The 22,135-nt window shown below is 53.7% G+C and carries 22 protein-coding genes and 1 pseudogene; 12 read left to right on the top strand and 11 right to left on the bottom strand.

All coding sequences use genetic code 11. The features are described 5' to 3' along the window. The first annotated feature begins 57 nt into the window (after positions 1–57). The 4 genes from purT to ACHHV8_RS18920 all read left to right on the top strand — a co-directional run bounded on the left by purT (position 58) and on the right by ACHHV8_RS18920 (position 3,086). Positions 58–1,239, top strand: coding sequence for a formate-dependent phosphoribosylglycinamide formyltransferase (purT, locus tag ACHHV8_RS18935; protein ID WP_395160562.1), 1,182 nt, complete (start codon positions 58–60; stop codon positions 1,237–1,239). Between the two features lie 92 nt (positions 1,240–1,331). Continuing rightward, on the top strand, positions 1,332–1,868 hold the full coding sequence (locus ACHHV8_RS18930) for an acyl-CoA thioesterase (RefSeq protein ID WP_395160560.1): 537 nt from the start codon (positions 1,332–1,334) through the stop codon (positions 1,866–1,868). Positions 1,869–1,951: 83 nt separating this feature from the next. Next, positions 1,952–2,740: a TIGR00266 family protein gene (locus ACHHV8_RS18925; protein WP_395160558.1), complete on the top strand. Its 789-nt coding sequence runs from the start codon at positions 1,952–1,954 to the stop codon at positions 2,738–2,740. 70 nt (positions 2,741–2,810) lie between these two features. Further along, a complete protein-coding gene (locus tag ACHHV8_RS18920; RefSeq protein ID WP_395160556.1) occupies positions 2,811–3,086 on the top strand; it encodes a hypothetical protein in 276 nt (91 codons plus the stop codon). A gap of 191 nt (positions 3,087–3,277) precedes the next feature. Here ACHHV8_RS18920 and ACHHV8_RS18915 read toward each other — a convergent pair whose 3' ends face one another. Continuing rightward, positions 3,278–4,003 carry a DUF1906 domain-containing protein gene (locus tag ACHHV8_RS18915; protein ID WP_395160554.1) on the bottom strand — a complete coding sequence of 242 codons (726 nt, stop codon included), beginning with the start codon at positions 4,001–4,003 and terminating at the stop codon, positions 3,278–3,280. 297 nt (positions 4,004–4,300) lie between these two features. On the opposite strand from ACHHV8_RS18915, the gene ACHHV8_RS18910 reads away from it, so the two are divergent. From ACHHV8_RS18910 to ACHHV8_RS18900, 3 genes are all read left to right on the top strand, one after another. After that, on the top strand, positions 4,301–4,807 hold the full coding sequence (locus tag ACHHV8_RS18910; RefSeq protein WP_395160552.1) for a metallophosphoesterase family protein: 507 nt from the start codon (positions 4,301–4,303) through the stop codon (positions 4,805–4,807). 34 nt (positions 4,808–4,841) lie between these two features. Continuing rightward, positions 4,842–5,183, top strand: coding sequence for a bacillithiol system redox-active protein YtxJ (gene ytxJ / locus ACHHV8_RS18905; protein WP_395160550.1), 342 nt, complete (start codon positions 4,842–4,844; stop codon positions 5,181–5,183). A gap of 63 nt (positions 5,184–5,246) precedes the next feature. Then, positions 5,247–6,041, top strand: coding sequence for an alpha/beta hydrolase (locus ACHHV8_RS18900; RefSeq protein ID WP_395160548.1), 795 nt, complete (start codon positions 5,247–5,249; stop codon positions 6,039–6,041). Between the two features lie 90 nt (positions 6,042–6,131). Here the strand turns inward: ACHHV8_RS18900 and ACHHV8_RS18895 are convergent, their stop codons facing one another. The 5 genes from ACHHV8_RS18895 to ACHHV8_RS18875 form a co-directional block, all read right to left on the bottom strand. Further along, the gene (locus ACHHV8_RS18895; protein WP_395160546.1) at positions 6,132–8,570 is read right to left on the bottom strand and encodes an ATP-binding protein; all 2,439 of its coding nucleotides are present in this window, start codon (positions 8,568–8,570) and stop codon (positions 6,132–6,134) included. Between the two features lie 32 nt (positions 8,571–8,602). After that, positions 8,603–9,469, bottom strand: coding sequence for an ATP-binding protein (locus ACHHV8_RS18890; protein WP_395160544.1), 867 nt, complete (start codon positions 9,467–9,469; stop codon positions 8,603–8,605). 242 nt (positions 9,470–9,711) lie between these two features. Then, complete coding sequence (locus ACHHV8_RS18885; protein ID WP_395160542.1) at positions 9,712–11,280, bottom strand: ATP-binding protein; 1,569 nt, start codon at positions 11,278–11,280, stop codon at positions 9,712–9,714. 104 nt (positions 11,281–11,384) lie between these two features. Next, a complete protein-coding gene (locus ACHHV8_RS18880) occupies positions 11,385–11,834 on the bottom strand; it encodes a MarR family winged helix-turn-helix transcriptional regulator (RefSeq protein WP_395160540.1) in 450 nt (149 codons plus the stop codon). A 259-nt stretch (positions 11,835–12,093) separates the two neighbouring features. Next, the gene (locus ACHHV8_RS18875; protein WP_395160538.1) at positions 12,094–13,104 is read right to left on the bottom strand and encodes a polysaccharide deacetylase family protein; all 1,011 of its coding nucleotides are present in this window, start codon (positions 13,102–13,104) and stop codon (positions 12,094–12,096) included. A gap of 432 nt (positions 13,105–13,536) precedes the next feature. Between ACHHV8_RS18875 and ACHHV8_RS18870 the strand changes: the two genes are divergently transcribed. Together ACHHV8_RS18870 and ACHHV8_RS18865 are read left to right on the top strand one after the other, a co-directional pair. After that, positions 13,537–14,433 (top strand): TIGR01777 family oxidoreductase, encoded by an 897-nt coding sequence (locus ACHHV8_RS18870; protein ID WP_395160536.1) that lies wholly within the window; start codon positions 13,537–13,539, stop codon positions 14,431–14,433. Positions 14,434–14,453: 20 nt separating this feature from the next. Beyond that, positions 14,454–14,777, top strand: a complete 324-nt coding sequence (locus ACHHV8_RS18865) for a hypothetical protein (RefSeq protein WP_395160534.1) — start codon at positions 14,454–14,456, stop codon at positions 14,775–14,777. A 49-nt stretch (positions 14,778–14,826) separates the two neighbouring features. Here the strand turns inward: ACHHV8_RS18865 and ACHHV8_RS18860 are convergent. The 4 genes and pseudogenes from ACHHV8_RS18860 to ACHHV8_RS18845 all read right to left on the bottom strand — a co-directional run bounded on the left by ACHHV8_RS18860 (position 14,827) and on the right by ACHHV8_RS18845 (position 18,148). Beyond that, positions 14,827–16,984 (bottom strand): annotated as a pseudogene (locus ACHHV8_RS18860) (DNA topoisomerase III). A gap of 324 nt (positions 16,985–17,308) precedes the next feature. Next, positions 17,309–17,605: a helix-turn-helix domain-containing protein gene (locus tag ACHHV8_RS18855; RefSeq protein WP_395163557.1), complete on the bottom strand. Its 297-nt coding sequence runs from the start codon at positions 17,603–17,605 to the stop codon at positions 17,309–17,311. Further along, positions 17,605–17,808, bottom strand: a complete 204-nt coding sequence (locus tag ACHHV8_RS18850) for a hypothetical protein (protein ID WP_395160532.1) — start codon at positions 17,806–17,808, stop codon at positions 17,605–17,607. Before ACHHV8_RS18850 ends, ACHHV8_RS18855 begins: the two co-directional genes overlap by 1 nt. Then, entirely contained in the window at positions 17,777–18,148 is a 372-nt protein-coding gene (locus ACHHV8_RS18845) for an AraC family ligand binding domain-containing protein (RefSeq protein ID WP_395160530.1), read from the bottom strand. Before ACHHV8_RS18845 ends, ACHHV8_RS18850 begins: the two co-directional genes overlap by 32 nt. Before the next feature lie 134 nt (positions 18,149–18,282). On the opposite strand from ACHHV8_RS18845, the gene ACHHV8_RS18840 reads away from it, so the two are divergent. From ACHHV8_RS18840 to ACHHV8_RS18830, 3 genes are all read left to right on the top strand, one after another. Continuing rightward, the gene (locus tag ACHHV8_RS18840) at positions 18,283–19,284 is read left to right on the top strand and encodes a Gfo/Idh/MocA family protein (RefSeq protein WP_395160528.1); all 1,002 of its coding nucleotides are present in this window, start codon (positions 18,283–18,285) and stop codon (positions 19,282–19,284) included. 39 nt (positions 19,285–19,323) lie between these two features. Further along, positions 19,324–20,250: an aldo/keto reductase gene (locus ACHHV8_RS18835; RefSeq protein WP_395160526.1), complete on the top strand. Its 927-nt coding sequence runs from the start codon at positions 19,324–19,326 to the stop codon at positions 20,248–20,250. A 206-nt stretch (positions 20,251–20,456) separates the two neighbouring features. After that, entirely contained in the window at positions 20,457–21,434 is a 978-nt protein-coding gene (locus ACHHV8_RS18830) for a helix-turn-helix transcriptional regulator (RefSeq protein ID WP_395160524.1), read from the top strand. Between the two features lie 7 nt (positions 21,435–21,441). On the opposite strand, the gene ACHHV8_RS18825 is transcribed toward ACHHV8_RS18830, so the two are convergent. Further along, a complete protein-coding gene (locus ACHHV8_RS18825; RefSeq protein ID WP_395160522.1) occupies positions 21,442–21,945 on the bottom strand; it encodes a GyrI-like domain-containing protein in 504 nt (167 codons plus the stop codon). Positions 21,946–22,135: the final 190 nt, after the last annotated feature.

Genomic DNA, 22,135 nt, shown 5'->3' with positions numbered 1-22,135 from the left:
AACATATAGGAATGGTACATAGCTTGCAAGGAAATAACTTTTGGAGGAATGATAAGGATGTATGGATCGCCATTGTCAGGACAAGCGAAGAAAATGATGCTGCTGGGCTCCGGTGAGCTTGGCAAGGAAGTCATATTGGAAGCTCAGCGTCTCGGCGTAGAAACGGTTGCCGTGAACCGGTACGACAATGCTCCGGCTATGCAGGTAGCCCACCGCTCATATGTAATCAATATGCTCGACGGAACGCAGCTTCGGGAGCTGATTCTTAAGGAGCGTCCGAATTATATCGTGCCGGAGATTGAAGCGATTGCTACCGACGTGCTGGTCGAGCTGGAGCAGGAGGGCTTCCGCGTGGTGCCGACGGCAACGGCTGCACGGCTGACGATCGACCGCGAAGGCATTCGCCGTCTGGCGGCGGAGACGCTTGCGCTGCCGACAGCGAACTTCGCATTTGCGGATAGTTTGGAGGAGCTGAAGCAGGCGGTTGCTGCTATCGGCACACCTTGCGTAATCAAGCCGATCATGAGCTCCTCCGGCAAAGGTCAAAGCGTCTGCCGGACACCCGACGATGCAGAGACGTCCTGGAACTACGCTATGGAGGGCGGACGAGCGAAGAAAACGAGAGTCATCGTGGAGCAGTTCATCCATTTTGAGTCGGAAATTACGCTGCTGACGGTCCGTTCCGTTTCCGGAACGACCTTCTGCGCTCCGATCGGACATGTGCAAAAGGACGGCGACTATATCGAGTCCTGGCAGCCGCATGACATGACTCCGGCTCAGATTGAACAAGCTCAGCATATTGCCAAAACGATTACGGATGCGCTAGGCGGGTACGGCATCTACGGCGTCGAGCTGTTTCTGGGACGCGATCAGGTGTATTTCAGCGAAGTTTCCCCGCGCCCTCACGATACGGGCATGGTCACTATGGTAACGCAGGACTTGTCCGAGTTCGCGCTTCACGTGCGGGCCATTCTTGGTTTCCCGATCCCGACGATCCGCCTGCTGACGCCAGGGGCTTCCCATACGCTGAAGGCGGTGCAGGAGTCGAATCATTTCCGCATCGAAGGCATCGAGCAGGCGCTGGCGCTGCCGAATACGCAGGTGCGTATTTTCGGTAAGCCGGAAACGAAGGTCGGACGCCGCATGGCGGTAGCGCTGACTTCTGCGGAAAATACGGAGGCAGCCAGAGCGGGCGCGGCGGAAGCGGCAGGCAAGCTGAAGCTGGTTTATCCTTCCTGAGATTGGCTGCTGCCAGGACTTGGCTGCAAGCCCGTCTATTTGGGAAAACATCATGACAGAACACAATTCATTGCAGCAGGAGGCTTTATCTGATGACTGATTCCGATCTGCCGGCTCCGTCCCTATCCGGAGAGGAGCCTTCCGCCAAGCCGGCGCGCATGTCGCGTTCCGTGATGTCCGATATTATTTTTCCTTCGGATACGAATTACCATGGAACGATGTTCGGCGGCGTAGTGATGCAGTATATCGACAAGATAGCTACCATTGCCAGCATGCGGCATTCGCGGCGGGGCGTGGTGACGGCATCGAGCGACAGCCTGGACTTCCTGGCGCCGGTGAAGGTAGGGGAGGCGATCCTGCTCGAGGCCTTCGTTTCCTGGACCCACAGGAGCTCGATGGAAGTATATGTGAAAGTGGAATCCGAAAATTTGTTCACCGGCGAGCGGAAGACAACGGCCACTTCTTTTCTCACCTTCGTAGCGCTGGACGAGCATGGAAAACCGACTCCCGTCCCTGGCGTCATTCCTGAAACCGACGAGGAGAAAAGGCTGTACGACAGCGCGAAGGAGCGCTATGAAGCCAGGGCAAGGCGGAAGGCCCAGCGCAAGCAGGGGGAAGCGAGGCCTTAAACCGGTGATCCGCTGCATACAATAGAGCGGAACCGGGGAATTCAGCGGCTCAATCCGGACAGAGCCAGAGGAGGAATGCAAGGATGAATGCTCACGAAATCGATTATCAGATCAGCGGATCGGAGATGCAGTATGTAGAGATCGAGCTTGATCCTGCCGAAAGCGTCGTAGCGGAAGCGGGCAGCTTGATGATGATGGACAGCGATATCCATATGCAGACGATCTTCGGTGACGGCAGCGATGAGAATAAAGGTCTGATGGGCAAGCTGTTCGGCGCCGGGAAGCGGCTGCTGACCGGGGAGAGCCTGTTTATGACATTATTTACAAATCACGGCTCGCGCAGGCAGACGGTTTCCTTCGCATCTCCTTATCCGGGCAAAATTTTGCCGATGGATCTGTCTGCTCTGGGCGGAAAGCTGATCTGCCAAAAGGACGCCTTCTTGTGCGCGGCCAAGGGCGTTTCCGTCGGAATCGAGCTGCAGCGTAAGCTGGGAACCGGCTTTTTCGGCGGCGAAGGCTTTATTATGCAAAAAATCGAGGGCCATGGGCTCGCCTTCGTGCATGCGGGCGGGGCTATCTGCGTAAGGGTACTCGGACCGGGCGAGCTTATCCGGGTGGATACCGGCTGTCTTGTGGCGATGACGCAGGAGATTCATTATGACATCGAATTCGTCAAAGGCGTCAAGACCGCCATCTTCGGCGGCGAGGGCTTGTTCTTCGCTACACTCCGGGGCCCCGGCAAGGTATGGATTCAATCGCTGCCGTTCAGCCGTCTGGCGGACCGCGTCTTGTCCGCATCCCGGGCCGGCGGCCGTAAGGAAGAAGGCGGCATTCTCGGGGGTCTGGGTAATCTACTTGACGGGGATAACTAAAACAAGCTATCATTCTATATACATTGTCTATTGAACAAGACATATTCAGATAAAGAAAGGTGCTGGAATCATGGCATACCAACCGCAAGTCGTTTCTGCCGAAATTGTCAGCAACAACCCGAAAAACGGGTTGTTCGAAATGGTCGTTAAATTGAAGGATCGCACATCCTGCCGGTTAACTTTTGAAAAGGACGGCGAAACCGGTTCGGCGCGCGCAACGACCATAAACCGTTTGCTGAAGGAGCCTTGCCCGATTTGCCGCAAAGACTTTGAATGCCAATGCATGCGGCGGTTCAAGGATCCGATCTCGGTGCAGGCGCTGCAGCTTGCAGGAACACCGTCTTAAAAGGTTGCTTGAAACCCGTGAGCCCAGGCTCACGGGTTTTTTCCTTTTTCTCCAGGGATACGATAGCCTTGCTTCCCTTAACGTTACGTTCCCGTTCCCGGACATGACGAAGCTGCCGTCTCCATAGGACACAGCAGCCGAGGGGCGTTTCATTTTACAGAAGGCAGCGCCTGCCTAGCTCGGCCGGATGTTTATTCCTCCGGCTGGTTGGAAGCTTTGCGCAGCTCATTGGCCAGACGGTGGAATTCCTCCCTTGCGTCCGCAAAGCCGGTAGCCATGTAGCCTGCTCCCAGGAAAGCAATCAATTTATTGGCATCTTCAGGGCTCATCATATAGTCTACTGTGTTCCACCAGCCCTCATTGCCGAAGGAACGGTTTAAATCGACACCGATACCATGAAGCGTAATATCGTTCTGATACTGGTAAATGTTCGCCGCGGAAGACTGCTTGCCTTGGCTCCATGCGTAGGTTTGCCAGAAGCGGGAGCAAGCTCCGCTTTTAGAGACGGCTTCCACTACGGCGTTGGAGCCGTATACCCCGGTGCTGTAGCCGGGAGTGGCCTCGCTTGCCGCGCGGATATATTGAATGACTGTAGACATTTGAGCTGCTGTCGCGTCAAAGTCTACCGCAAAATAAATCGTGCTGCCCTCCGGCTGTCCGATGGAGCGGGCCGTTTGCAGGGCTGTTTTGCCGTCGCTGAGGCCGGCGGTTCTTCCTCCCAAAGCCCGGTCCGCCGTCGTTTCGAAGACCGAGACGATCTGCAGTCCCGCTTTGCTGATCAGCTCCGCTTCCGAGCGTGAGAGCATCTTCCAGCCGTTTGGTACCAGATAGCGCGCTACAAAAACGTAACCGTCCTGGAAGAACGCTTTAGCGGTTGATGCTGTCAGAGGGGTTGCGCAATCAAATCCTTTGGCCATTTCGCATCTTCTCCTTCCGGTAAAAGAGTCCTGTCCCAAATTCCAAGAGCTGTGTCAACGATTCGGCTGTAATACATTGTATGCAAACCGAGCGCTTTTTGTTTAGGCCCTGTACCATTCAGGCATGGACGGGCTCGTCTGGCCGAGCGAATTGCGGCTTAAGCTAACGGAAGACCGTTACGCACAGTCGGCGGTAACTTGTTCAAAGCGCTCCGCCCTCCGGTGCGCTTTTTTCTTTTTTGCAAGTTATGGTAAAATGAATGGAAGAGCCGCGGGCGCAGGAAGGGGATGATAAGTATGCGTATTGGCATCGTATCGGATACGCATATGTTTGGGCGGGCCAGGCAGCTGCCGCGTGCGCTCGTAGAAGGAATGCAGGGAGTCGATCTCATTCTCCATGCAGGGGACTGGGTGGACCTGGCGGTTGCCGGTATGCTGGAACAAATCGCTCCTACGGACGGCGTAGCAGGCAACAACGATGGCCCGGAAGTCGTTCAGCGCTACGGACGTCAGAAGCTCCTGTCGCTGCTCGGCTGCCGGATCGGCTTAGTTCATGGAGACGGCGGCCGTAAATCGACGCTCGACCGGGCCATAGACGCTTTTCGTGAGGAGAACGCGGATGTGATCATCTTCGGGCATTCCCACATCCCGTATCAAGGGACACATGACGGCAGACTGCTGTTCAATCCCGGATCGCCGACCGACAAGCGCCGACAGCCGCGATATTCTTACGGACTTTTGGAATGGGAGCCGCAAGGGGCTCCGTTCAAAGCAACGTTGCACTATTACGATGACAAATCGTGAGGTGCCATTACTTTTTATTTGGAGGGACTTATTTATGGCACAGTGGAAAGAAATTACAACAACGGAAGAATGGGCGGAGAAATTCGCAGCCTCTTCCGACAAACCTGTCGTTGTCCTCAAGCATAGTACGACTTGCCCTGTAAGCGCGAATGCTTTGGATGAATTCGAGGCCTATCTGCAAAAAGAACCGAATGCCGATGTAGACTACATTCTTGTCAAAGTCATCGAATCCCGCCCGGTTTCCAACCTGATTGCGGAAGATACGGGCGTTAAACATGCCTCGCCGCAAATTTTGTACGTGAAGAACAAGGAAGCCGTATGGAATACGTCCCATTGGTCCGTGACGCAAGCACACATGAGAGCGGTTCTGGACTAATTCACTCCTGCAGCGGAGCAAGACGCAACGAACATTTTGTACCTACAGGAGATGAACCCGCTCATGAGCGTAAGACCGCATCCGTTTTTTTCGGGAGCGTTGTTTGCCCGTAAGTCCTGCTTCGTTTACTTGCCCGAGGACTATGAGAGCAATGACCGCAGCTATCCTGTCATTTATTTGCTCCACGGGATGTATGGCAGCGAATCGCACTGGCTTATGAAGGGCAGCGCGGAGCAGACGCTGGACCGGATGATTGCCAAAGGCTCGCTGCGGCCGTCGATCGTGGTAATGCCCAGTGACGGCGGTTACGGACACGGTACCTTTTATATGAACTGGTACAACGGCGCAGGCTCGTTCGAGGATTATTTCATCTATGATTTGATCCCGGAGATCGATAAGTCTTTCCGGACGCTGACGGATGCCAGGCACCGGGCGGTCGGCGGTTTGTCTATGGGCGGCTTTGGCGCTTTTTCCCTTGCGCTCAGACACCCGCATTTGTTCGGTGCGGCAGCCAGCCTGTCCGGGGCGCTCACCTCGACCGAGATGATTGCCCAGCAGTACAGCCGGACGGATGTAGCCCAGATGATCGGGCCGCTTCACGGACCCTATGCCCGGGAGCATGATCTTCAACTGCTGGCGAGCCGCCGGGGCCAGGAGCAGCTGCGTCCTGCGCTGTATTTCAACTGCGGAACGAGTGATTTCCTGTACGGGATGAACGACAGCTATGCCAAGCACCTGCAGACGATCGGATATCCTTTCACCTATGAGCAGTATGCCGGTGAGCATACTTGGGATTACTGGTCGGAGCATTTGCCGGACGCGCTGGCGTTTATTGAATCGCAGTTTGCGAAAACCTGATCTATGCCTATACAATATGGAAAACCCCTTAAGCGTGAAAGAGGCTTAAGGGGTTTTTGATGTGCGGCGCTTGACTTGATGCGACTGACCTCATCTTCCTTGGCTTGCCAGCTTGGGAGGATGCGCATGAGGCAGCTTTTTCTTCAGCATCACGGTAAAAGTCGTTCCTTCGCCTTCTACCGAGTCGCACTCGATAGAGCCCTCGTAATGCTGAAGATAGTTCTGCACGATATGGAGACCAAGGCCTGAATTGGTCGATTCGGCTTTGGTGGAGAAGCCTTTGTCGAATATTTTCCGGCGATTGTCTTCGGTGACATAGGAGCCCGTATTGAAAATGGTCAGCTTATAAAACTGCTCCTGCTCCTCAATATGAAGCCGCAGCGTCCGCAGCGGGTCGTCATCCGGTATCGCTTCAATCGCATTTTTGAGCAGATTGTGCACGATACTGGAGAAATAGCTGATGGGCAAAGTTATCGCATCGAAGGTGCATTCGAGATGCCCGGTCACCTGCAGATCGATTTTACCGGAAATGCAGGGCAGGCTTATGTTATTCAGCACAACGCCAAGCACCGGGAATTTCACTGAGTTGACTACGGATTGCTGAACGATTTCCTTACACCAGACCGAAATATAGTCCTTGGCCATATCATATTTGTTCATCAGCAGCAGCGCATGCACGGTCTGCACATTGTTGATCAGCTCATGCTGAGCCTTGCGGATATTGAGCATGGTCGCCTCGGACGATTGCACCCAGCGCTCCTTCTCGTCGAGCTGCAGACGAATATTTTTCTCCTGCTCCTCCAGCAGCTGGAGCTTGAAGTCCTTATGCTCCAGATTGGTATAGAGCTTCGCGTTCTCAATCGTGACCGCCATCTCCGAGGTCAGCAGCTTCAAGGTATCGAGACGCTCCTCCTGGAATATGTGCGAGGCCAGATTGTTCTCCAAATACAGGATGCCGATTTGCTTGCCCAGCTTCTGTATAGGCAGCACTAGGATGGATTTCGGACGTTTAGCCTGAATGTAGGCATCCTTCACGAACAATTCCGACTGCTCGGCATCATGCAGCAGCAAAGGCTGGCCGGTTCGCGCAGCATACTGAATAGGGGTTGCCGCAGCCTCCCTGTAGTCCTCTAACGCAATGGCATGCAGCGATTGGAACGGTTTGCCCGGCGATTTCTCCAATTCGACAAACAGCCGATGCTCCCGCTCCAGCAGCAGAATCCCTTTCTCGGCGCCGGCATTTTCTATGACGATATTCATAAAGCTTTCCAGCAGGTTATGAAACGCAGGCTCGCTTGAAAGCGCCTGAGACGCCTTGACGACCGTTGCGGCATCCATCGCCGCATGAGCCGCAGCCGCTCTGTTGACGAGATAAGGATACTTATCCTCCAGCTGCGCCACCTTGCGGACGGCCCCCCATTGAGCATACAAAGATTTGGCTTCGTACAAATAGGAGCGGGCGATTTTCAGCTTGCCCGTCTGCATGTAGAACTTAGCCGCGCATTCATTGGCTATCGCTTCGAATTGAACGAACCGGTTCTTATTCGCGAAAAAGATCGCCTGCTCGTATTGTTCCGCCGCTAAGGCGTTATTGCCGTGAATGCGGCTCATCTCCGCCTCTACAAGCAGCTTCTGATGCAGGAAGTTGTCCGGCGAATGAGCGGTATATTTTTTGAGATAGCGCAGATGCTTCTGCAGCTTGCGCTCATACATTTTCTGATCTCCCGCGCTTGCTTCCGGATACTTGGCCGTCATGACCAGAGCGCCGATAATATAGTACATTTGAACAAGGTGCAGACCAAATACAACAGACAGGCTCTGCTCCATCTCTTCCATCATTTCTTCAGCCTCGGTCAGCTGATCGAGCAGATAAAATGTCAGCAGCTGTACGGCGTAGTAAGTGTGAACCGTAGCTTTATTGGAAAAGCTGCGGAGCTGCTGGCGCTCCTCCTCTGTCATGAACGGTTCCATCCGGCTTGAGCCGTTCAGGGCATGGGGAAGAGGATCTTCCTTCATAAACAGCATAAAACGCTGAAGCACCATCAGAATATAAATTGTGTCCTGATCCTGCGACCGCTGAATGAATGACGCATAGCTCTCCGTTTCTTTAAATACCTCGTTCAGACTGTCCCCCTTGAGCAGCCTCATAAAGAAGCTGTAGGAGATGGAGTAGCCCGCATAAACAAAATCTCCGGATTCAACGCCAAACTGATACGCCTGCCGCAAATAGCCGATGTTGGAATCCATATGGTCCTTCAAATTATTCGAAAAAGCCCCGTAGGCAAAATATACCTTGCACTTGATCGGCATATGATCTAACTGGTCGCTGAGCTTCAAGCCCAGCTGGCCGAACTGGGCCCCTTGATTGAGATTGCCGAGCAGTGAGCTTACGATAACGCCATAGGTCATATAAGACAAAGCGGAGCCTTCCGTATTGCCGTACCGCAGGGAATAATTGAACATCTTGAGCATTAAATATACGTATAATTCCGAGTCCAGGTAATAGGTCGGCGCAATGAGATTGACCAATAGACGCATCACTGCCTGAAGACGAGGGTCCGTTACCGGCGGCAGCTCGCCAATTCATCGGGGTGCCTGCCGATCATCTGCACCTTCGATTTCACCAATTCCATCAAAAGAGCGCTTTTGCGGGCCTTGGCATGCAGCGGCACGCCGAACAGCCTTAAGCCCTCCAGTCCGATCTGCATAGCCTGCTCATGAAGTCCGAGGTTCGTGTACAGGACAATCATCAAATTGTAAACCTCGGCCTTTTCCAGCTTTGTTTTGGCTTGTTGCAAAATAAGCTGGAACGAGCGCTTCGCTTCTTCAAAGTGGCCGCACAGGTACTCCAGCTCGGCCAGCTCGAGATAAACGGCGAAGGACAGCTCATATTGTCCGTTCCAGCTGTCCTGCTGGAGCGCCTGGATGCTGTTCGACACATATTTTAGTGCCGTCTCGTAGGCCGTGTTGGCCTTCGCCTTGCGGCACGCGCGCAAATTCAACTCGGCCAGGCGTTCCTTTTCCTGTGCCGCAGTCATAAATTCTTTGCCGAGATTGAGCTGATTCGTCACATCGAATATGTGCTCGTCAAGCTCCTCGGCGGACAGCGTCTTGAGCATCAGGGTGCTGATTTCATAATGAAGCTGCTTTTTTTGCTCCTTCTCGACGAAGGAGTAAACGGCCTGGTGCACCCGGTCATGTAAAAATTTGAACACCGCCGGCATTTCATCGGAAGCGGAGTCACTGCTGCCGTGCGGAACGATAAAACCTTCATCCATCGCTACAGCCAGCTGCGTTTCCAAATCGTCTGGATGGCAGGAAGCCGTCAGAGCAAGCAGCTCCAGCGAAAACGTATGTCCGATACAAGAGGCCTGCATAAGAAGACGCTGTACCGGTTTGGGCAGCCGCCTGATTTTATTAATCATCAAGTCGACGACGTTATCCGTAATGTGCAGCTCTTTGATTTTATTAAGATCCCATTGCCAGCGGCAGAGAGGATAGTCGAATTGGAGCAGCTGATGATCGTAGAGCGACCTCAGAAACTGCTTCGTAAAAAACGGGTTCCCTTTCGTTTTCTCAACAGGACCCCGTCAGTTCCTTCAGGCGTTCGTCATCTGCGGCTTTGAGCGTATCCTTCAGCAGCCGGTGCACATCCTGGAAACCAAGGGGCTCAATATGGAGGTGCCTGCTGTGCAGATGCTTCATCCGGTCCAGGCCGGTCCATTACCAAACGAAGCGGATGCGTATCATGGACATCGTTATTCCGGTAGGTCCCGATAAACATGAAATACGCCGAGTTCTCCGTGGCGGGCAGGTCCTGAAGCAGCTGCAGGGAGGCCGGATCGGCCCATTGAAGGTCGTCCAGGAATACGATCAGCGGCTGATCCCTTGTCGCGAAAACCCGAAGAAACTGCTGCAGGGTCAATAAGAAACGGTTGTGCATTTCGGCAGGCGGCAGCTTCGGTAATGAGGCCTGCTTGCCGACGATTTTCTCCATATCCGGATTAATATCGATAAGAACTTGGCCGTTGGCGCCGACGGCATCCATAATTCTACGCTTCCAGACCTGAAAAGCATCCTCGTCTAATGAAAGCAGAAATTGAATGATTTGCTGCCCGGCCTGCATGACGGCTTGAAAAGGGGTATCCCTTTTAAACTGATCGAACTTGCCGGATATGAACAGCACGCTGTCCTTTTGGACGGTTCGTTGAAATTCCTGAACCAGATTGGATTTGCCGACGCCGGACAGACCGGAAATAAACATCATTTCCTGGCTTCCGAGCATCGCCCTGTTGTAGGCGTAGCTAAGCTCGCGAAGCTCATCGCCGCGTCCGTACATACGTTCCGGAATGTTAAAAATATCCGCGGCTTCTTGATCGCCTACGGATATGTCGCCGATATAGCCCTGCTGAAGCAGCTTGTTTAAGCAGGCTTCAAGGTCTTGCTGCAAAGCGAACGCGCTTTGATAACGATTCTCCGGGTGCTTTTGCAAGCACTTCATCACGATTTCGGAAAGAGGCTGAGGTATGGAATAGACCGTTTCCATCGGAGCAGGAGGCAGCTTCGCCAAGTGCTGGTGCACAAGCTCCATCGGATCGGAGCCCGGAAAGGGCAGCGTTCCAGTCAGCATTTGATACAAAATGATGCCCAGGGAATATAGATCGGCACGGTAATCGATATGCCGGTTCATGCGGCCCATTTGTTCTGGAGCCATATAAAACAGGCGGGAAGGAAACAGGGTAGGCGCAATAGCCTGCAGTGCCTCTCCGCCCGACGAACTGTTGAATAGAGCATTAAGATCCGTGAGCTTTACGGTTTGCCTGTCGGGGCTGAGAATAAAAGCGTTCGGGGTAAGATTTAAATGAATGTGCTTGGTCAGATGAAGCTTCCGTACGATATCGGTCATCTTGACTGCAGTTTGAAGAAACTCAGCCGTATCCATGGGTCCGGTCGTCATGCAATGGGAAAGCGGCTGTCCCTCCATAGGCTCCAACAGAAGAATAAACGTACTATTGTATGGTTCCATGCCAAGAGGCCGGATAATTTCATCAAGCTGAAGGGTCCGTCCGTAATTCAGCTCATTCGTCATCCATTGGATTTCCTGCTGAGACGGATATTCCGATTGCAGCAGCTTCATCATATAGGTTTGTTGTGTGGACGGATGGTGGCCGCGATAAACAACATACGGCTCGTGATCGTACCATTTACTTAGTTGCAAATCCTGTATGGTCAATGACAAGCGAATATCCTCCGATTACTTCCATATATTTATATTTTACTTTCTCTAGTTAAAGGAAGCAACAGAAAATTCGATCTATAACGAGCAATATCAACATTAGCGGCTTATTTTTCGCAGGCAGCCTTGTTTTTGCCGAGTTCTTCCGACAATTTCCGCATAAGCTGCATCAGAACCTGCTGCTCCTCTTCAGCGAAGCCGGTAAAGGACTTCTCCAGCGTGTCAATCCAAAGCGCTTCCGTACTGCGGATTAAGGAGGCTCCCTTATCCGTCAGGGCGACCCACTTGACCCTCGCATCGGGCTGATGGTTCTCCCGGTAGACGAGCCCCGATTTCTCCAGCCGGTCAATCATTTGCGACATCGTGCTGGCCCTTACATCCAAGTGCGTCGCCAGCTGTCCGATCGTACAGCTTCCGCTGCGGTTGAGATGCCGAAGCAGCAGCCATTGCACCCTTGTAATCGGCGACGTTTCATGATCGAACACCTTGGAACGAAGATGGCGGTTAACGGTTTGCAGATGGGTAATAAACTGCTCCAATGCTTCGCGGGTAGACAAGCCAAACCCCTCCCTTATAAGTAAATTATAGCGTTATCCCGAATGGAAAAACAACCAAAGGCCCGCAAGCGGCAGAGGCTGGCGGGACAAGGGGAGGGTCAGCGGCTTGAGTCAGGCTAGGGCTGCTTTTTCAGAGCGGGAGTCAGTCTCTCGCTGAAGGTTCGTTTGACGGGATTGAACACGATCTGGATGCCCATGACCTGCTGCAGATCCTGATAGCGGATTTGTGCCCGCTTATTTTTGATCCGAACCGGGGCGCTTAACTCGTAGGCTGCCGGTCGCCGAGCTTAACGGTACGGCTGTCAAGCCGGGTGGTCCAATCGTTGTCATGATAATAAAAATGGATGGTGCCGTCTTTGTCCTGGATCATGGTGCCGCCGATTTGACCGACGCTTTCCCGGAAGGGAATGTAGCCGAAGCTCCCGCTGCGGTCGACGACCTTGCGCATAATCGTCTGATGCAGCTCTGCAGGTGAAATGCTGGGATTGCCGGCCGTGATCCGCGGGATTTGCATCGGATCGTCCTCGTTAGTCGCCATTTCGCTTACGACCGTAAACGCATAGCGAATTCCGTTTTTGCCAAGAATGGCGGAGGCATTCCGGTCGAAGCTGCCGAAAGGATAGGCGTAAGCGTCGACGGGGCGTCCCGACAATTCCTTTAATTTGGACCGGCAGACGCGCGTATCCTCAGCGATGCGCTGCTCGTAGCTCTCCTGGGCTTCAGCAGTGCCGTCGCCCGACGATTGAAGCAAAAGCAGGGGCTGTCCGTTTTTTTGCGTATGGAGACGGTCGGAGTGGCAGCCGAATTCGGACAAGTTTCCGGGCGTGTCCAGTATTCGCGAAACCTGGTCGTTGGACAGAAACGGAATGTTGCCGCCCAGAGGATCGTTCAGCTGCTCGGTAATGATGAAATTGACCGAAGGGATGCCAAGCTCCTGCAGCACAGGATAGGCTGTATCGTAGTAGCTCTCATACCCGTCATCGAACGTAACGAGTACGGCATTATCCGGGACGGCGCCGCCGGACATATAATATTCGAACTGCTTAAGCGTGAGAAATTGATAATTGCGGTCTTTCAGCATGGCCAGCTGCTCTTTAAACAGCTTGGGGGTGATCGTTACGCTGCTTTTGGCGGTAGCGCTTATGTGATGGTAGGCAATAACGGCGACCTGATCTTGATAGTAATAATTCGGCGTACCGGAGCCGATAATGGGCTCGATGCAGAGGCCGATTAATAGCAGGAGCATCACTTTTATCGACAGCGTTTTCATAGGTCCATTCTCCTAATCTATTCGAATAACTAGATTGATTATAAGGAGGCGTTTCTGTTTTGTAAATAAGCTGCCGGAAAAATATTTTGCATATACAATATAAGGAAAAAGGGGGCGGTTTCACTAGGATGAGGGTCGCGGCGAACGATAGATTCCCATGCATATGACTTCCAAAAACAGATTATAAAAATAGGGATTTTAGACCTAATATCCTGAAATCGATTATTTTGTAGACAGGGGAGAGGGGACATGGAGCTGAGATAAGATAACGTAACAGATGTGATTCCCTTTGCTTCACAGCGATCCCGAGAATCGGCACAACGCTGCCCAAATTCGGCAAGTTCGCGCTTAACGCTTTTTGTTTACGTTAAAATATGATATATAATGGGAAGCATAATTATTAAAATATGGCTGGAAAGTGAGGAATCACATTTGAAGATTGCTATTGCAGGTGGTTCCGGGTTTATTGGGCGTCATCTCACGAAATATTTTTTGCAGCGCAAATATTCTATTCTATTGATTTCCCGGAATCGTCAAAAATCCGATCATCCGCTGATCCGTTATGTGAGCTGGGAGGAACTGAAGTCCAGCGTGCACGTGATGGAAGGGACGGATGCCATTGTTAATTTAGCTGGCGAAACGATTAATCAGCGCTGGAACGATGCGGCCAAGGAACGCATACTCCAGTCCCGGCTGGAGACGGTAGCGCAGCTCGCGGATATCGTGGCACGCATGAATAAGAAGCCGCAGGTCGTGATCAACGCGTCGGCTGTGGCTATTTACGGCACCTCCGAGCGCACCTCTTTTGTCGAGCACAGCGATACTCAGGTAACGGATTTCTTATCCGGCGTCGTTGAGCAATGGGAGCGGGCTGTCGACCAAATTCAGGACACGCGGATTGTCAAGCTGCGGCTCGGTCTCGTACTTGGGAAGGACGGCGGAGCCCTGCCTAGAATGATGCGGCCCTACAAGCTCGGCTTCGGCGGCCGGATCGGCAGCGGGAAGCAAATCTACTCTTGGATTCATATCGAGGACTTATGCCGGCTGGTGGAGTTCTGTATCGAGAACGAGGATATTATAGAGCAGATTAACGCCACATCGCCTCAGCCTGTGACGAACGATGAATTTGGCAGGACGCTGGCAAAAATTTTGGGCACGGGACACCGTTTCCCCGTACCTGCCTTTGTCATCAAGCTGCTGCTGGGGGAAATGTCGACGCTTGTGCTTGAAGGGCAGCGGGTTCTGCCGTATCTGGCGACGGAATATGAATTTCATTATAATTACCCGACGATTGAACAGGCATTGGCTGATCTGACGGGGAAAAAGTAATCAACGGGAGGGGAGCAACCATGATTCAGTACGGTTCTACCGATGTGCATGAGCTGCTGTTTGCTTCGATGCGGGCATCGATCGAACTGCGCGACCGTCAGTGGATCGATGTAGAAATCCAGTTCGAGCTCGATTGGGAGAACGGCGCGGCGCTGCCGGACGATGTAACCGAGCTGAGTGCACTGCTTATCTGCACCTACAACGGTGAAATCGCGCAAATCGTGCCTCAGGATGAAGGGCGGGACTGTGAGTTTCAATTTACGGAGAGCGAGAAGGCGCAGCTTCGGCATTACTACGAGCAGTCGGTCAAAAACCAGCTGCTCCACAAGGTTGAGCATGCTTAGGCGATGCGAAGGGCTGCAAACAAAAAGGAAGATTGAAGGCGGGGAGCCATCAATCTTCCTTTTGTTTTTGCAGCGCGGCTTTCAGGGCGTCCTGTAAGCCGGAGCCGAACGACGTGTTGTCGCTGTACTGCTCGATCAGCTTGGAAGCGTTCCGCTTGGCGGCTTTCCCGCCGGGACGCGCCTCGTCATTGAGCATCTCAACCACGTTGCAAGGACGGCATTGAGCGTATTTTCCCGCCTTGCCGGTATGAATTTCCATCTTCTTGCGGCATTGCGGGCAGCGCTTGTTGGACAGCGCAGGCTCCGCCGCGCGTCTGTAGCTGCATTCGTGGTCGATGCAGACAAGCATTTTGCCGCGCTTGCCCTTGATCTCCTGCAGATTTTTGCCGCATTCCGGACACTTGGAATGGGTTAAATTATGCGGCTTATATTCGGTCGTGCTGTTCTTGACCGAGCGCACCATCTCCACCGTCTGGCTGCGAATGCCCTGCAGGAAGCCCTTCATGTTGCCGTTTCCCTTGGCGATCCGTTCCAGCTCCTGCTCCCACCGCGCCGTCAGCTCCGGCGAACGAAGCTCGGGCACGACCAGCTTGATCAGCTGAGCCCCTTTGCCGGTCGGCTGCAGGATGTTCATTTTACGCTCGATGGTATCGGTGGAGATGAGCTTCTCGATAATATCGGCCCGCGTAGCCGGCGTGCCGAGACCATGCTTCTCCATGATGGACAGAAGCACCGCTTCCGTATATCGGCCCGGCGGCTTCGTCGCATGCTTTTCCAGCTGGCAGCGGGCATCCTTGAACTCGGCGCCAAGCTGCAGCTGCGGCAGCGTCTGGGCGCGGCTGTGGTCGTCTTCCGTCTCCGCGCCGTCTTCTTCGGAAGAGGAGGACGACGAAGTCTCTTGGCCGTATACGGCCTTCCATCCCGCATCTTTCATGACGCGGCCTTTGGCATAAAACCGCTCTCCGCCGATTTCCAGCGTCAGCGATGTTTCATCATACCGGTATACAGGATAGAACAGCGCAATGAACCGGCGGGCGATCAGATCGTACAGCTTCCGCTCTTCGGCGCTTAAAGTATGCAGCAGCGGAGTCTGCTCCGTCGGGATGATCGCGTGGTGATCGGATACCTTGCTGTCATCGACGATCCGTTTCGTGACCGGCAGCGGTTTGCGCAGCAGCGGACGGACGAGCGGCGCATAAGGCTGCACGCTCAAGCTGTCCAGCCGGCCGGGCAGGGTGGACACCATGTCGGAAGTCAAATGGCGCGAATCCGTGCGCGGGTAGGTGACCAGCTTGTGCTGCTCGTACAGCCGCTGCAGCACGCCGGACGTCTGCTTGGCCGACCAGCCGAACCTGCGGTTCGCATCCCGCTGCAGCTCGGTTAAATCGTAAGCGAGCGGCTGGGGCTCGGTTTTCTCCGATACCTTCAGCTCGACTACCTTCGCGCGTCCGCTCTGCACCTTGGCAAGCAGCGCATCGGCTGCGTCTTTGTCGAACAGACGCCCGTCAGGCTGCTGCCTGCCGCGCCATAGAGCTTGAAAACCGCCCAGCTGGGCTTTGAGGACCCAGTAGTCTTTGGACTGGAAATTGCGGATTTCCTTCTCGCGCTCCATCATCATCGACAGGGTCGGCGTCTGTACCCGTCCGGCTGCGAGCTGGGCGTTATATTTGCAGGTGAGGGCGCGGGTCATGTTCAGCCCGATGAGCCAGTCGGCTTCGGCCCGCGACACTGCGGATTGATACAGCGCGTCATAATCGCGTCCGGGCTTCAGCTTCGCGAAGCCGTCGCGGATGGCCTTGTCGGTCTGCGAGGAAATCCACAGCCGCTGAAACGGCTTGCGCCAGCGGATCTGCTCCATAATCCAGCGGGCTACCAGCTCGCCCTCGCGCCCGGCGTCCGTGGCGATTATCAGCTGCTCGAGGTCGCTGCGCTGCGCCAGCTGGGCGATAGCGCGGAACTGCGGCGTCGTTTCCCGGATCAGCTTCAGCTTCATTTTCTCGGGAAGCAAAGGCAGGTCACTCGAGGTTCCAGGCTTTGAACTTGGCGTCGTAATCCTCCGGCTCCGCCAGAGTTACCAGATGGCCCAACGCCCAAGTAACGACGTATTTAGGGCCTTCAATATAATGCTTATGCTTCTGCTGGCAGCCGAGGACACGGGCGATTTCCTTGGCTACGCTAGGTTTTTCTGCTAATACGAGGGATTTCATAAATACTCCTTTTGTTTGCGGTTGTGAATGGGAATGCGCTCATGGCTCCTATATAAAACATTACTGGAAAAACCGGCTTCTGTCCATTTTCCGCACCGAGTGCGGGAAGGAGAGACTTTCAAAGGGAGGGGCTTTTAAGCAGAGTTCCTCACTCATTCCTGTAGCCAAGCTCATGTCAGCGGAACTTGTACGCAACTCATTCAGGTGAGCTCCCCCATGAGTGCGAGCTTCCGTACACAAGCTTCCCATCGGTGCAGGTTTCCGTACACAAGCTCATTCATGCCGCTCAGGCTCCTGGCGCAAGATGTATCCATCCCGTTCGGGCTACTGCTTCCAATACAGCAGACGGTAATCGGTCGGGGTCAAGCCCTCGTGCTCCAGAAACCGTTTGTTAAAATAGCTGACGCTGGGGTAGCCCGCATCGTTGGCGATCTGCTTGACGGTCAGCTCTCTTTTCTCCAGCAGCCACTGCTTGCTCAGCTGCAACCGGCACAACGTGACGAAGGTCATGGGCGTCATCTGCGTCACCTTGCGGAACAGCTTGCAAAAATAATAGGTGCTGACGCCGGCCTGCGCCGCCCAGTAATCCAGCTCAAAGGGCCTGCAGGCCTGCTCCTGGATCAGCGGGAGCAGCTGCAGAATGCGGTCATGCGTACCGATGCTCGAGCCGGCGGACAGAGGACCGCCTGGTTAACGAATTCGGCGATCACGGTATAAGTGAGCGAGGACAGCCGCGTAAGCTGAAAGAACGTATTCTCCTCCGCCTCCACCAAAAGCTGGTGGAATGCCTGCTCAAGCGGCTTCCACTGGCGGACAGTCCACAAATGCGTCCGGTACATCCCGTTTTCCATCAAATAATCCTTCAGCTTCGCCCCGTAGAAATGAACCCAACGGACGTTCCCACGGCTCCTCTTCGCTGGAATAATATCGCTGCTTCTGAAGCGGAAAATACAGAAAGGCATCCCCGGCTTGGAGCGTATGCATTTCGTTGTCCTTCTCCACGAATCCTTTGCCGTTAGTAATCAAATGGATGCTGAAGTTGTTCAGCGCGCCTTCGGGACGTTCCACAAGATGCGACGGTTCATCGCGATACCAGCCGACGGATTCGGGCAGGCAAAAATAAGTATGCTCTTGAAGCGTGGGAAGCAAGCGCTGTCTTCGCAATGGCACACACCTCGTTCGATGACAATATTGTTATAGTCATGGGCAAAAAGTTGTTATTTTCATTTTACTTAATGTTCAATATAATGGCAATAAAGTATTAACTTTTCCCATATTTGAAGGAGCTGAAGCTGATCATGAGTCAACAGAAACTGCGTTGGGGAGTGCTGGGATGCGCCGGCATTGCCAAACGGGCCGTTATTCCTGGAATCCAGCAATCCGAAACCGGAGAAGTGGCGGCTATTGCAAGCCGCGATATCGAGAAAGCGAAGGAAACCGCAGCGCAGCTGGGTATTCCAACCTTTTATGGAAGCTATGAAGAGCTGCTTGCCGATGATACTATTGATGCCGTTTACATACCGCTTCCGAATCATCTGCACAAGGAGTGGGCTATTCGCGCTGCCGAAGCGGGCAAGCACGTGCTGTGCGAGAAGCCTGTGGCGCTGAACGCAGAGGAGGCCGAAGAAATGGTCGCCGCCTGCGAAAAAGCGGGGGTCAAGCTGGCGGAAGCCTTCATGTACCGTCATCACCCGCGCTACGCGGCGGTGAAGGAAATTATCGATTCCGGCGAAATCGGTGCGATTCGCGGCATTCACGGAGCATTTACGTTCAACAATGCCAAGGACACCAACAACGTCCGGTACAAGCAGTTTATGGGCGGCGGCTCGCTGTATGATGTCGGCGTATATCCGATCAGCGCCGCCAGGCTGGTTCTTGGACAAGAGCCGCAGGCCGCTACTGTTCATGCTTTTTTCTCGCCGGAGCATGACGATGTAGATATGATGGCATCGGGTCTGCTCGAATTCGAAGGCGGCGTAGCGCTGACCTTTGACTGCGGCATGTGGGCTGCGGGACGCAACGTACTTGAGATTATCGGCACGGACGGAAGAATCGAGCTGCCGTGCGCTTATGTGACCCGCAACAACGCGGAGGATCACTTGTACGTGACGGCCAAAGGAGAGCGCAGAGAAGTCGCTGTGCCTTACGTGAATCACTATGCGCTTCAGGCGGACGATCTTGGCCGCAGTGTACTGGAGGGGACACCGCTCCGTTTTGCCTCGTCCGATGCCGTGGCCAATATGAAAGTGATCGACGCTTGCTACAAATCCGCAAGAGAACGCGTTCGCGTCGTCTTGTAAGGGTCGTCCATTGATTCTATAGATAAGGGAGCTAATAAGATGAAAACCATTCAAATCGAAGGCTTGCAGAAGCCGGTTTCCCAATTGATTCAAGGTTCCGATTTCTTTAGACATAATGTATACGATAAGGTTTGCAGCGTACTGGACAATTTCTTTGCCATCGGCGGCAATACGATCGATACGGCATATATATACTGCGGCGGTGAAAGCGAAGAGACGATCGGGCGCTGGCTGAAGGATCGCAACAACCGCGAGCAGGTCGTCATTCTGACGAAAGGCGCCCATCATAACGCAGACGGCCCGCGGGTAAATCCGGAGGCGATTGCCAACGATCTGTCCATCAGCCTGGAGCGGCTGGGTACGGATTACGTGGACCTGTACGCGCTGCACCGGGATGATACGAATATTCCGGTAAGCGTCATTATGGACGCGTTGAACGAGCATATCCGTGCCGGCCGCATCCGCGCCATCGGCGGGTCGAACTGGACTCACAGCCGTCTGCAGGAGGCTAACGATTATGCGGCAAAGAACGGACTGGTCGGCTTTACGTTCAGCAGTCCGAATTTAAGCTTGGCCAAGCCGAATGAGCCGCGCTGGGCAGGCTGCGTTTCGGCGGACGAGGATACGATTGCGTGGCATGAGCAGACCAAGCTGCCGATTCTGTCGTGGTCGTCCCAGGCAGGCGGTTTCTTCACAGGCCGCTTCGCGCCGGATATTCTGGACAATAAGGAAATGGTCCGCGTTTATTACAGCGATGCGAACTGGGAGCGTCTGCGCCGGGCCGAACAGCTTGCCAAAGAGAAAGGCGTCAGCACGGTTCAAATTTCGCTGGCTTACGTATTGAATCAGGCATTCCCGACGGCGGCTCTGATCGGCGCACAAAACGAAGCGGAGCTTCAGTCCTGCAACGAAGGCGCACAAATTACATTGACGCCGGAGGAAGTGAACTGGCTGGTACAGATTTAACTGAAATAAGGGTTCTAAATAATAAGCAATAAGCGCTGTCATTCGGGAAACCAATTTTCCCGGATGCAGCGCTTTTTTGCATGTTCAAGGGAGGAGCTAAAAACGGTTTTAGGCGGGTGGACAATTTTATGGCAATGACTAAGACAAAAAGTGTCATAGTTGTATGATATAATGAGCTCAGAAAATCGTGGAAGGGAGAGGCTTGGATGTCCAAATCGAAACGGCTGATGGAATTGATGATAGCGGTCAACAAACGGAAGAAATTTACGGTGCGCGAGCTGGCCGAGGAGTTTCAGGTTTCCACCCGCACGATGATGCGGGATTTACAGGTGCTTGGCGAGCTGGGCCTGCCGCTATATACAGAGTATGGCCCGCACGGCGGCTATAGGGTGTTGAACGAGCGTCTGCTGCCCCCGATTATGTTCTCCGAGCATGAAGCGGTGGCGATGTTTTTTGCTTATCAATCGCTCCAGCATTATGGAGCACTGCCATTTGCCGAGGAATCCATCACGGCCCTGAACAAGTTTTACTATTATCTTCCTGATGATACGAAGGAAAAGATCGACAAGATGAAGCAGCGGGTCGTCTTCTGGACGCCACGCCGGCATACGGTGAATCCGTACCTGCGTCCGCTGCTGGACGCCGCGCTTCAGCAGCAAATGCTGAACGTCGTCTATGACTCCAAGGAGGGAGCGAAAGCCCGGCGAATCCAACCGATCGGCGTCTATTCTCATAACGGCTATTGGTACTGTCCGGCCTACTGCTGTTTGAAGGAACGGATTCTGCTGTTCCGGGTCGACCGGATACTACAGGCCGATCCGGTCGAGCAGGCGGAAGCGGAAGTCAGCCGAGCGGATCTCAGCCAAATTACGATCCAGGACTGGTTCAAGCCGCAGCCGTCGGAGTACAGGTCGGATCCCTCCGACGGACCGCTTGAGATCGTCGTGAAACTTAGTACGAACGGCGTGCGCCGCTGCCGCTGGGAGGCTTACTTCGGAGATGTGCTGCAGGAGGAGCCGGATGGAACCGGCACGCTGCGGCTGCGCATTTCCGAGAGCGAGCAGGATTACTATGCCTCGTATTTCCTCGGCTTCGGCGCGGAGGCCGTCGTCACCGAACCGCCCGGCATTGTCGAACGGATTCGGGAAGAGGTCAAGCGGTTAACGGATGCGTACCGGAATTAAGCGATATTTATTTCCTCGCGACGGGAATATAAATGTCGAATTCACTGTCCTCCGCATTCTCAGCGGTATAGCGATGATCGTAATATTCGAGCTCCGGGCCCTCGGAACGGGCATAATCCGGATTGTCCGCCAGCCATTCGTAAATCGCCGAATAGGTGCCGCCAAGCGCATGGATAGGCCCGCGATGCGTAAAGATTGCGTACGTATTCGGAGCGATCGTCCAGCTTTCCATCCCAGGGGGGAGCGCGCCGGAGCTTCGGTCGACAACGGCTCCCGTTACGTAATCGAACGGGCCGTTGTCCGGGCTGCCGAAGCATACGCCCAAGGTGGGAGCGGCTTCAGTCCGCTGCGGAATTTCATGAATTCGCTGCATGAATTGCACCCACTGCTCGGCAAAGGAAGTGACCGGCTCTCCTAGTATGATGACATGGCGCTTTTGAATACCGATGAGAGGGTACTCGGGTTTGCTGGCAACGACGGGCGTGAGGGGACGGATCGATTCGATAGGCAAAATAAATCACATTCCTTTCCAATGGCTATTCTCTCTTGCAATGTTAATGTACCACGGAACTCTGACAGGCTCTGTCATAGTTATTCAGCTTTTTGTACTTTTTCACAGCTTTTCTGTATAGGTTCGTTAGAAGCCGTATGCTATGATGAACATAAACATAAAAATGAAAGCGTTTACTAAACGGTGGGAG

Origin of the sequence: Paenibacillus sp. TAB_01 (genome assembly GCF_043945595.1) — a bacterium.
GTDB lineage: Bacteria > Bacillota > Bacilli > Paenibacillales > NBRC-103111 > Paenibacillus_S.
This window is presented reverse-complemented; position numbering and strand designations above follow the sequence as displayed.

Excerpts from the sequence above, each read along its gene's own strand:
- purT (WP_395160562.1), top strand. The coding sequence starts at position 58 with ATGTATGGATCGCCATTGTCAGGACAAGCGAAGAAAATGATGCTGCTG.
- ACHHV8_RS18930 (WP_395160560.1), top strand. The coding sequence starts at position 1,332 with ATGACTGATTCCGATCTGCCGGCTCCGTCCCTATCCGGAGAGGAGCCT.
- ACHHV8_RS18925 (WP_395160558.1), top strand. The coding sequence starts at position 1,952 with ATGAATGCTCACGAAATCGATTATCAGATCAGCGGATCGGAGATGCAG.
- ACHHV8_RS18920 (WP_395160556.1), top strand. The coding sequence starts at position 2,811 with ATGGCATACCAACCGCAAGTCGTTTCTGCCGAAATTGTCAGCAACAAC.
- ACHHV8_RS18915 (WP_395160554.1), bottom strand. The coding sequence starts at position 4,003 with ATGGCCAAAGGATTTGATTGCGCAACCCCTCTGACAGCATCAACCGCT.
- ACHHV8_RS18910 (WP_395160552.1), top strand. The coding sequence starts at position 4,301 with ATGCGTATTGGCATCGTATCGGATACGCATATGTTTGGGCGGGCCAGG.
- ytxJ (WP_395160550.1), top strand. The coding sequence starts at position 4,842 with ATGGCACAGTGGAAAGAAATTACAACAACGGAAGAATGGGCGGAGAAA.
- ACHHV8_RS18900 (WP_395160548.1), top strand. The coding sequence starts at position 5,247 with ATGAGCGTAAGACCGCATCCGTTTTTTTCGGGAGCGTTGTTTGCCCGT.
- ACHHV8_RS18875 (WP_395160538.1), bottom strand. The coding sequence starts at position 13,104 with ATGAAAACGCTGTCGATAAAAGTGATGCTCCTGCTATTAATCGGCCTC.
- ACHHV8_RS18865 (WP_395160534.1), top strand. The coding sequence starts at position 14,454 with ATGATTCAGTACGGTTCTACCGATGTGCATGAGCTGCTGTTTGCTTCG.
- ACHHV8_RS18840 (WP_395160528.1), top strand. The coding sequence starts at position 18,283 with ATGAGTCAACAGAAACTGCGTTGGGGAGTGCTGGGATGCGCCGGCATT.
- ACHHV8_RS18835 (WP_395160526.1), top strand. The coding sequence starts at position 19,324 with ATGAAAACCATTCAAATCGAAGGCTTGCAGAAGCCGGTTTCCCAATTG.
- ACHHV8_RS18830 (WP_395160524.1), top strand. The coding sequence starts at position 20,457 with ATGTCCAAATCGAAACGGCTGATGGAATTGATGATAGCGGTCAACAAA.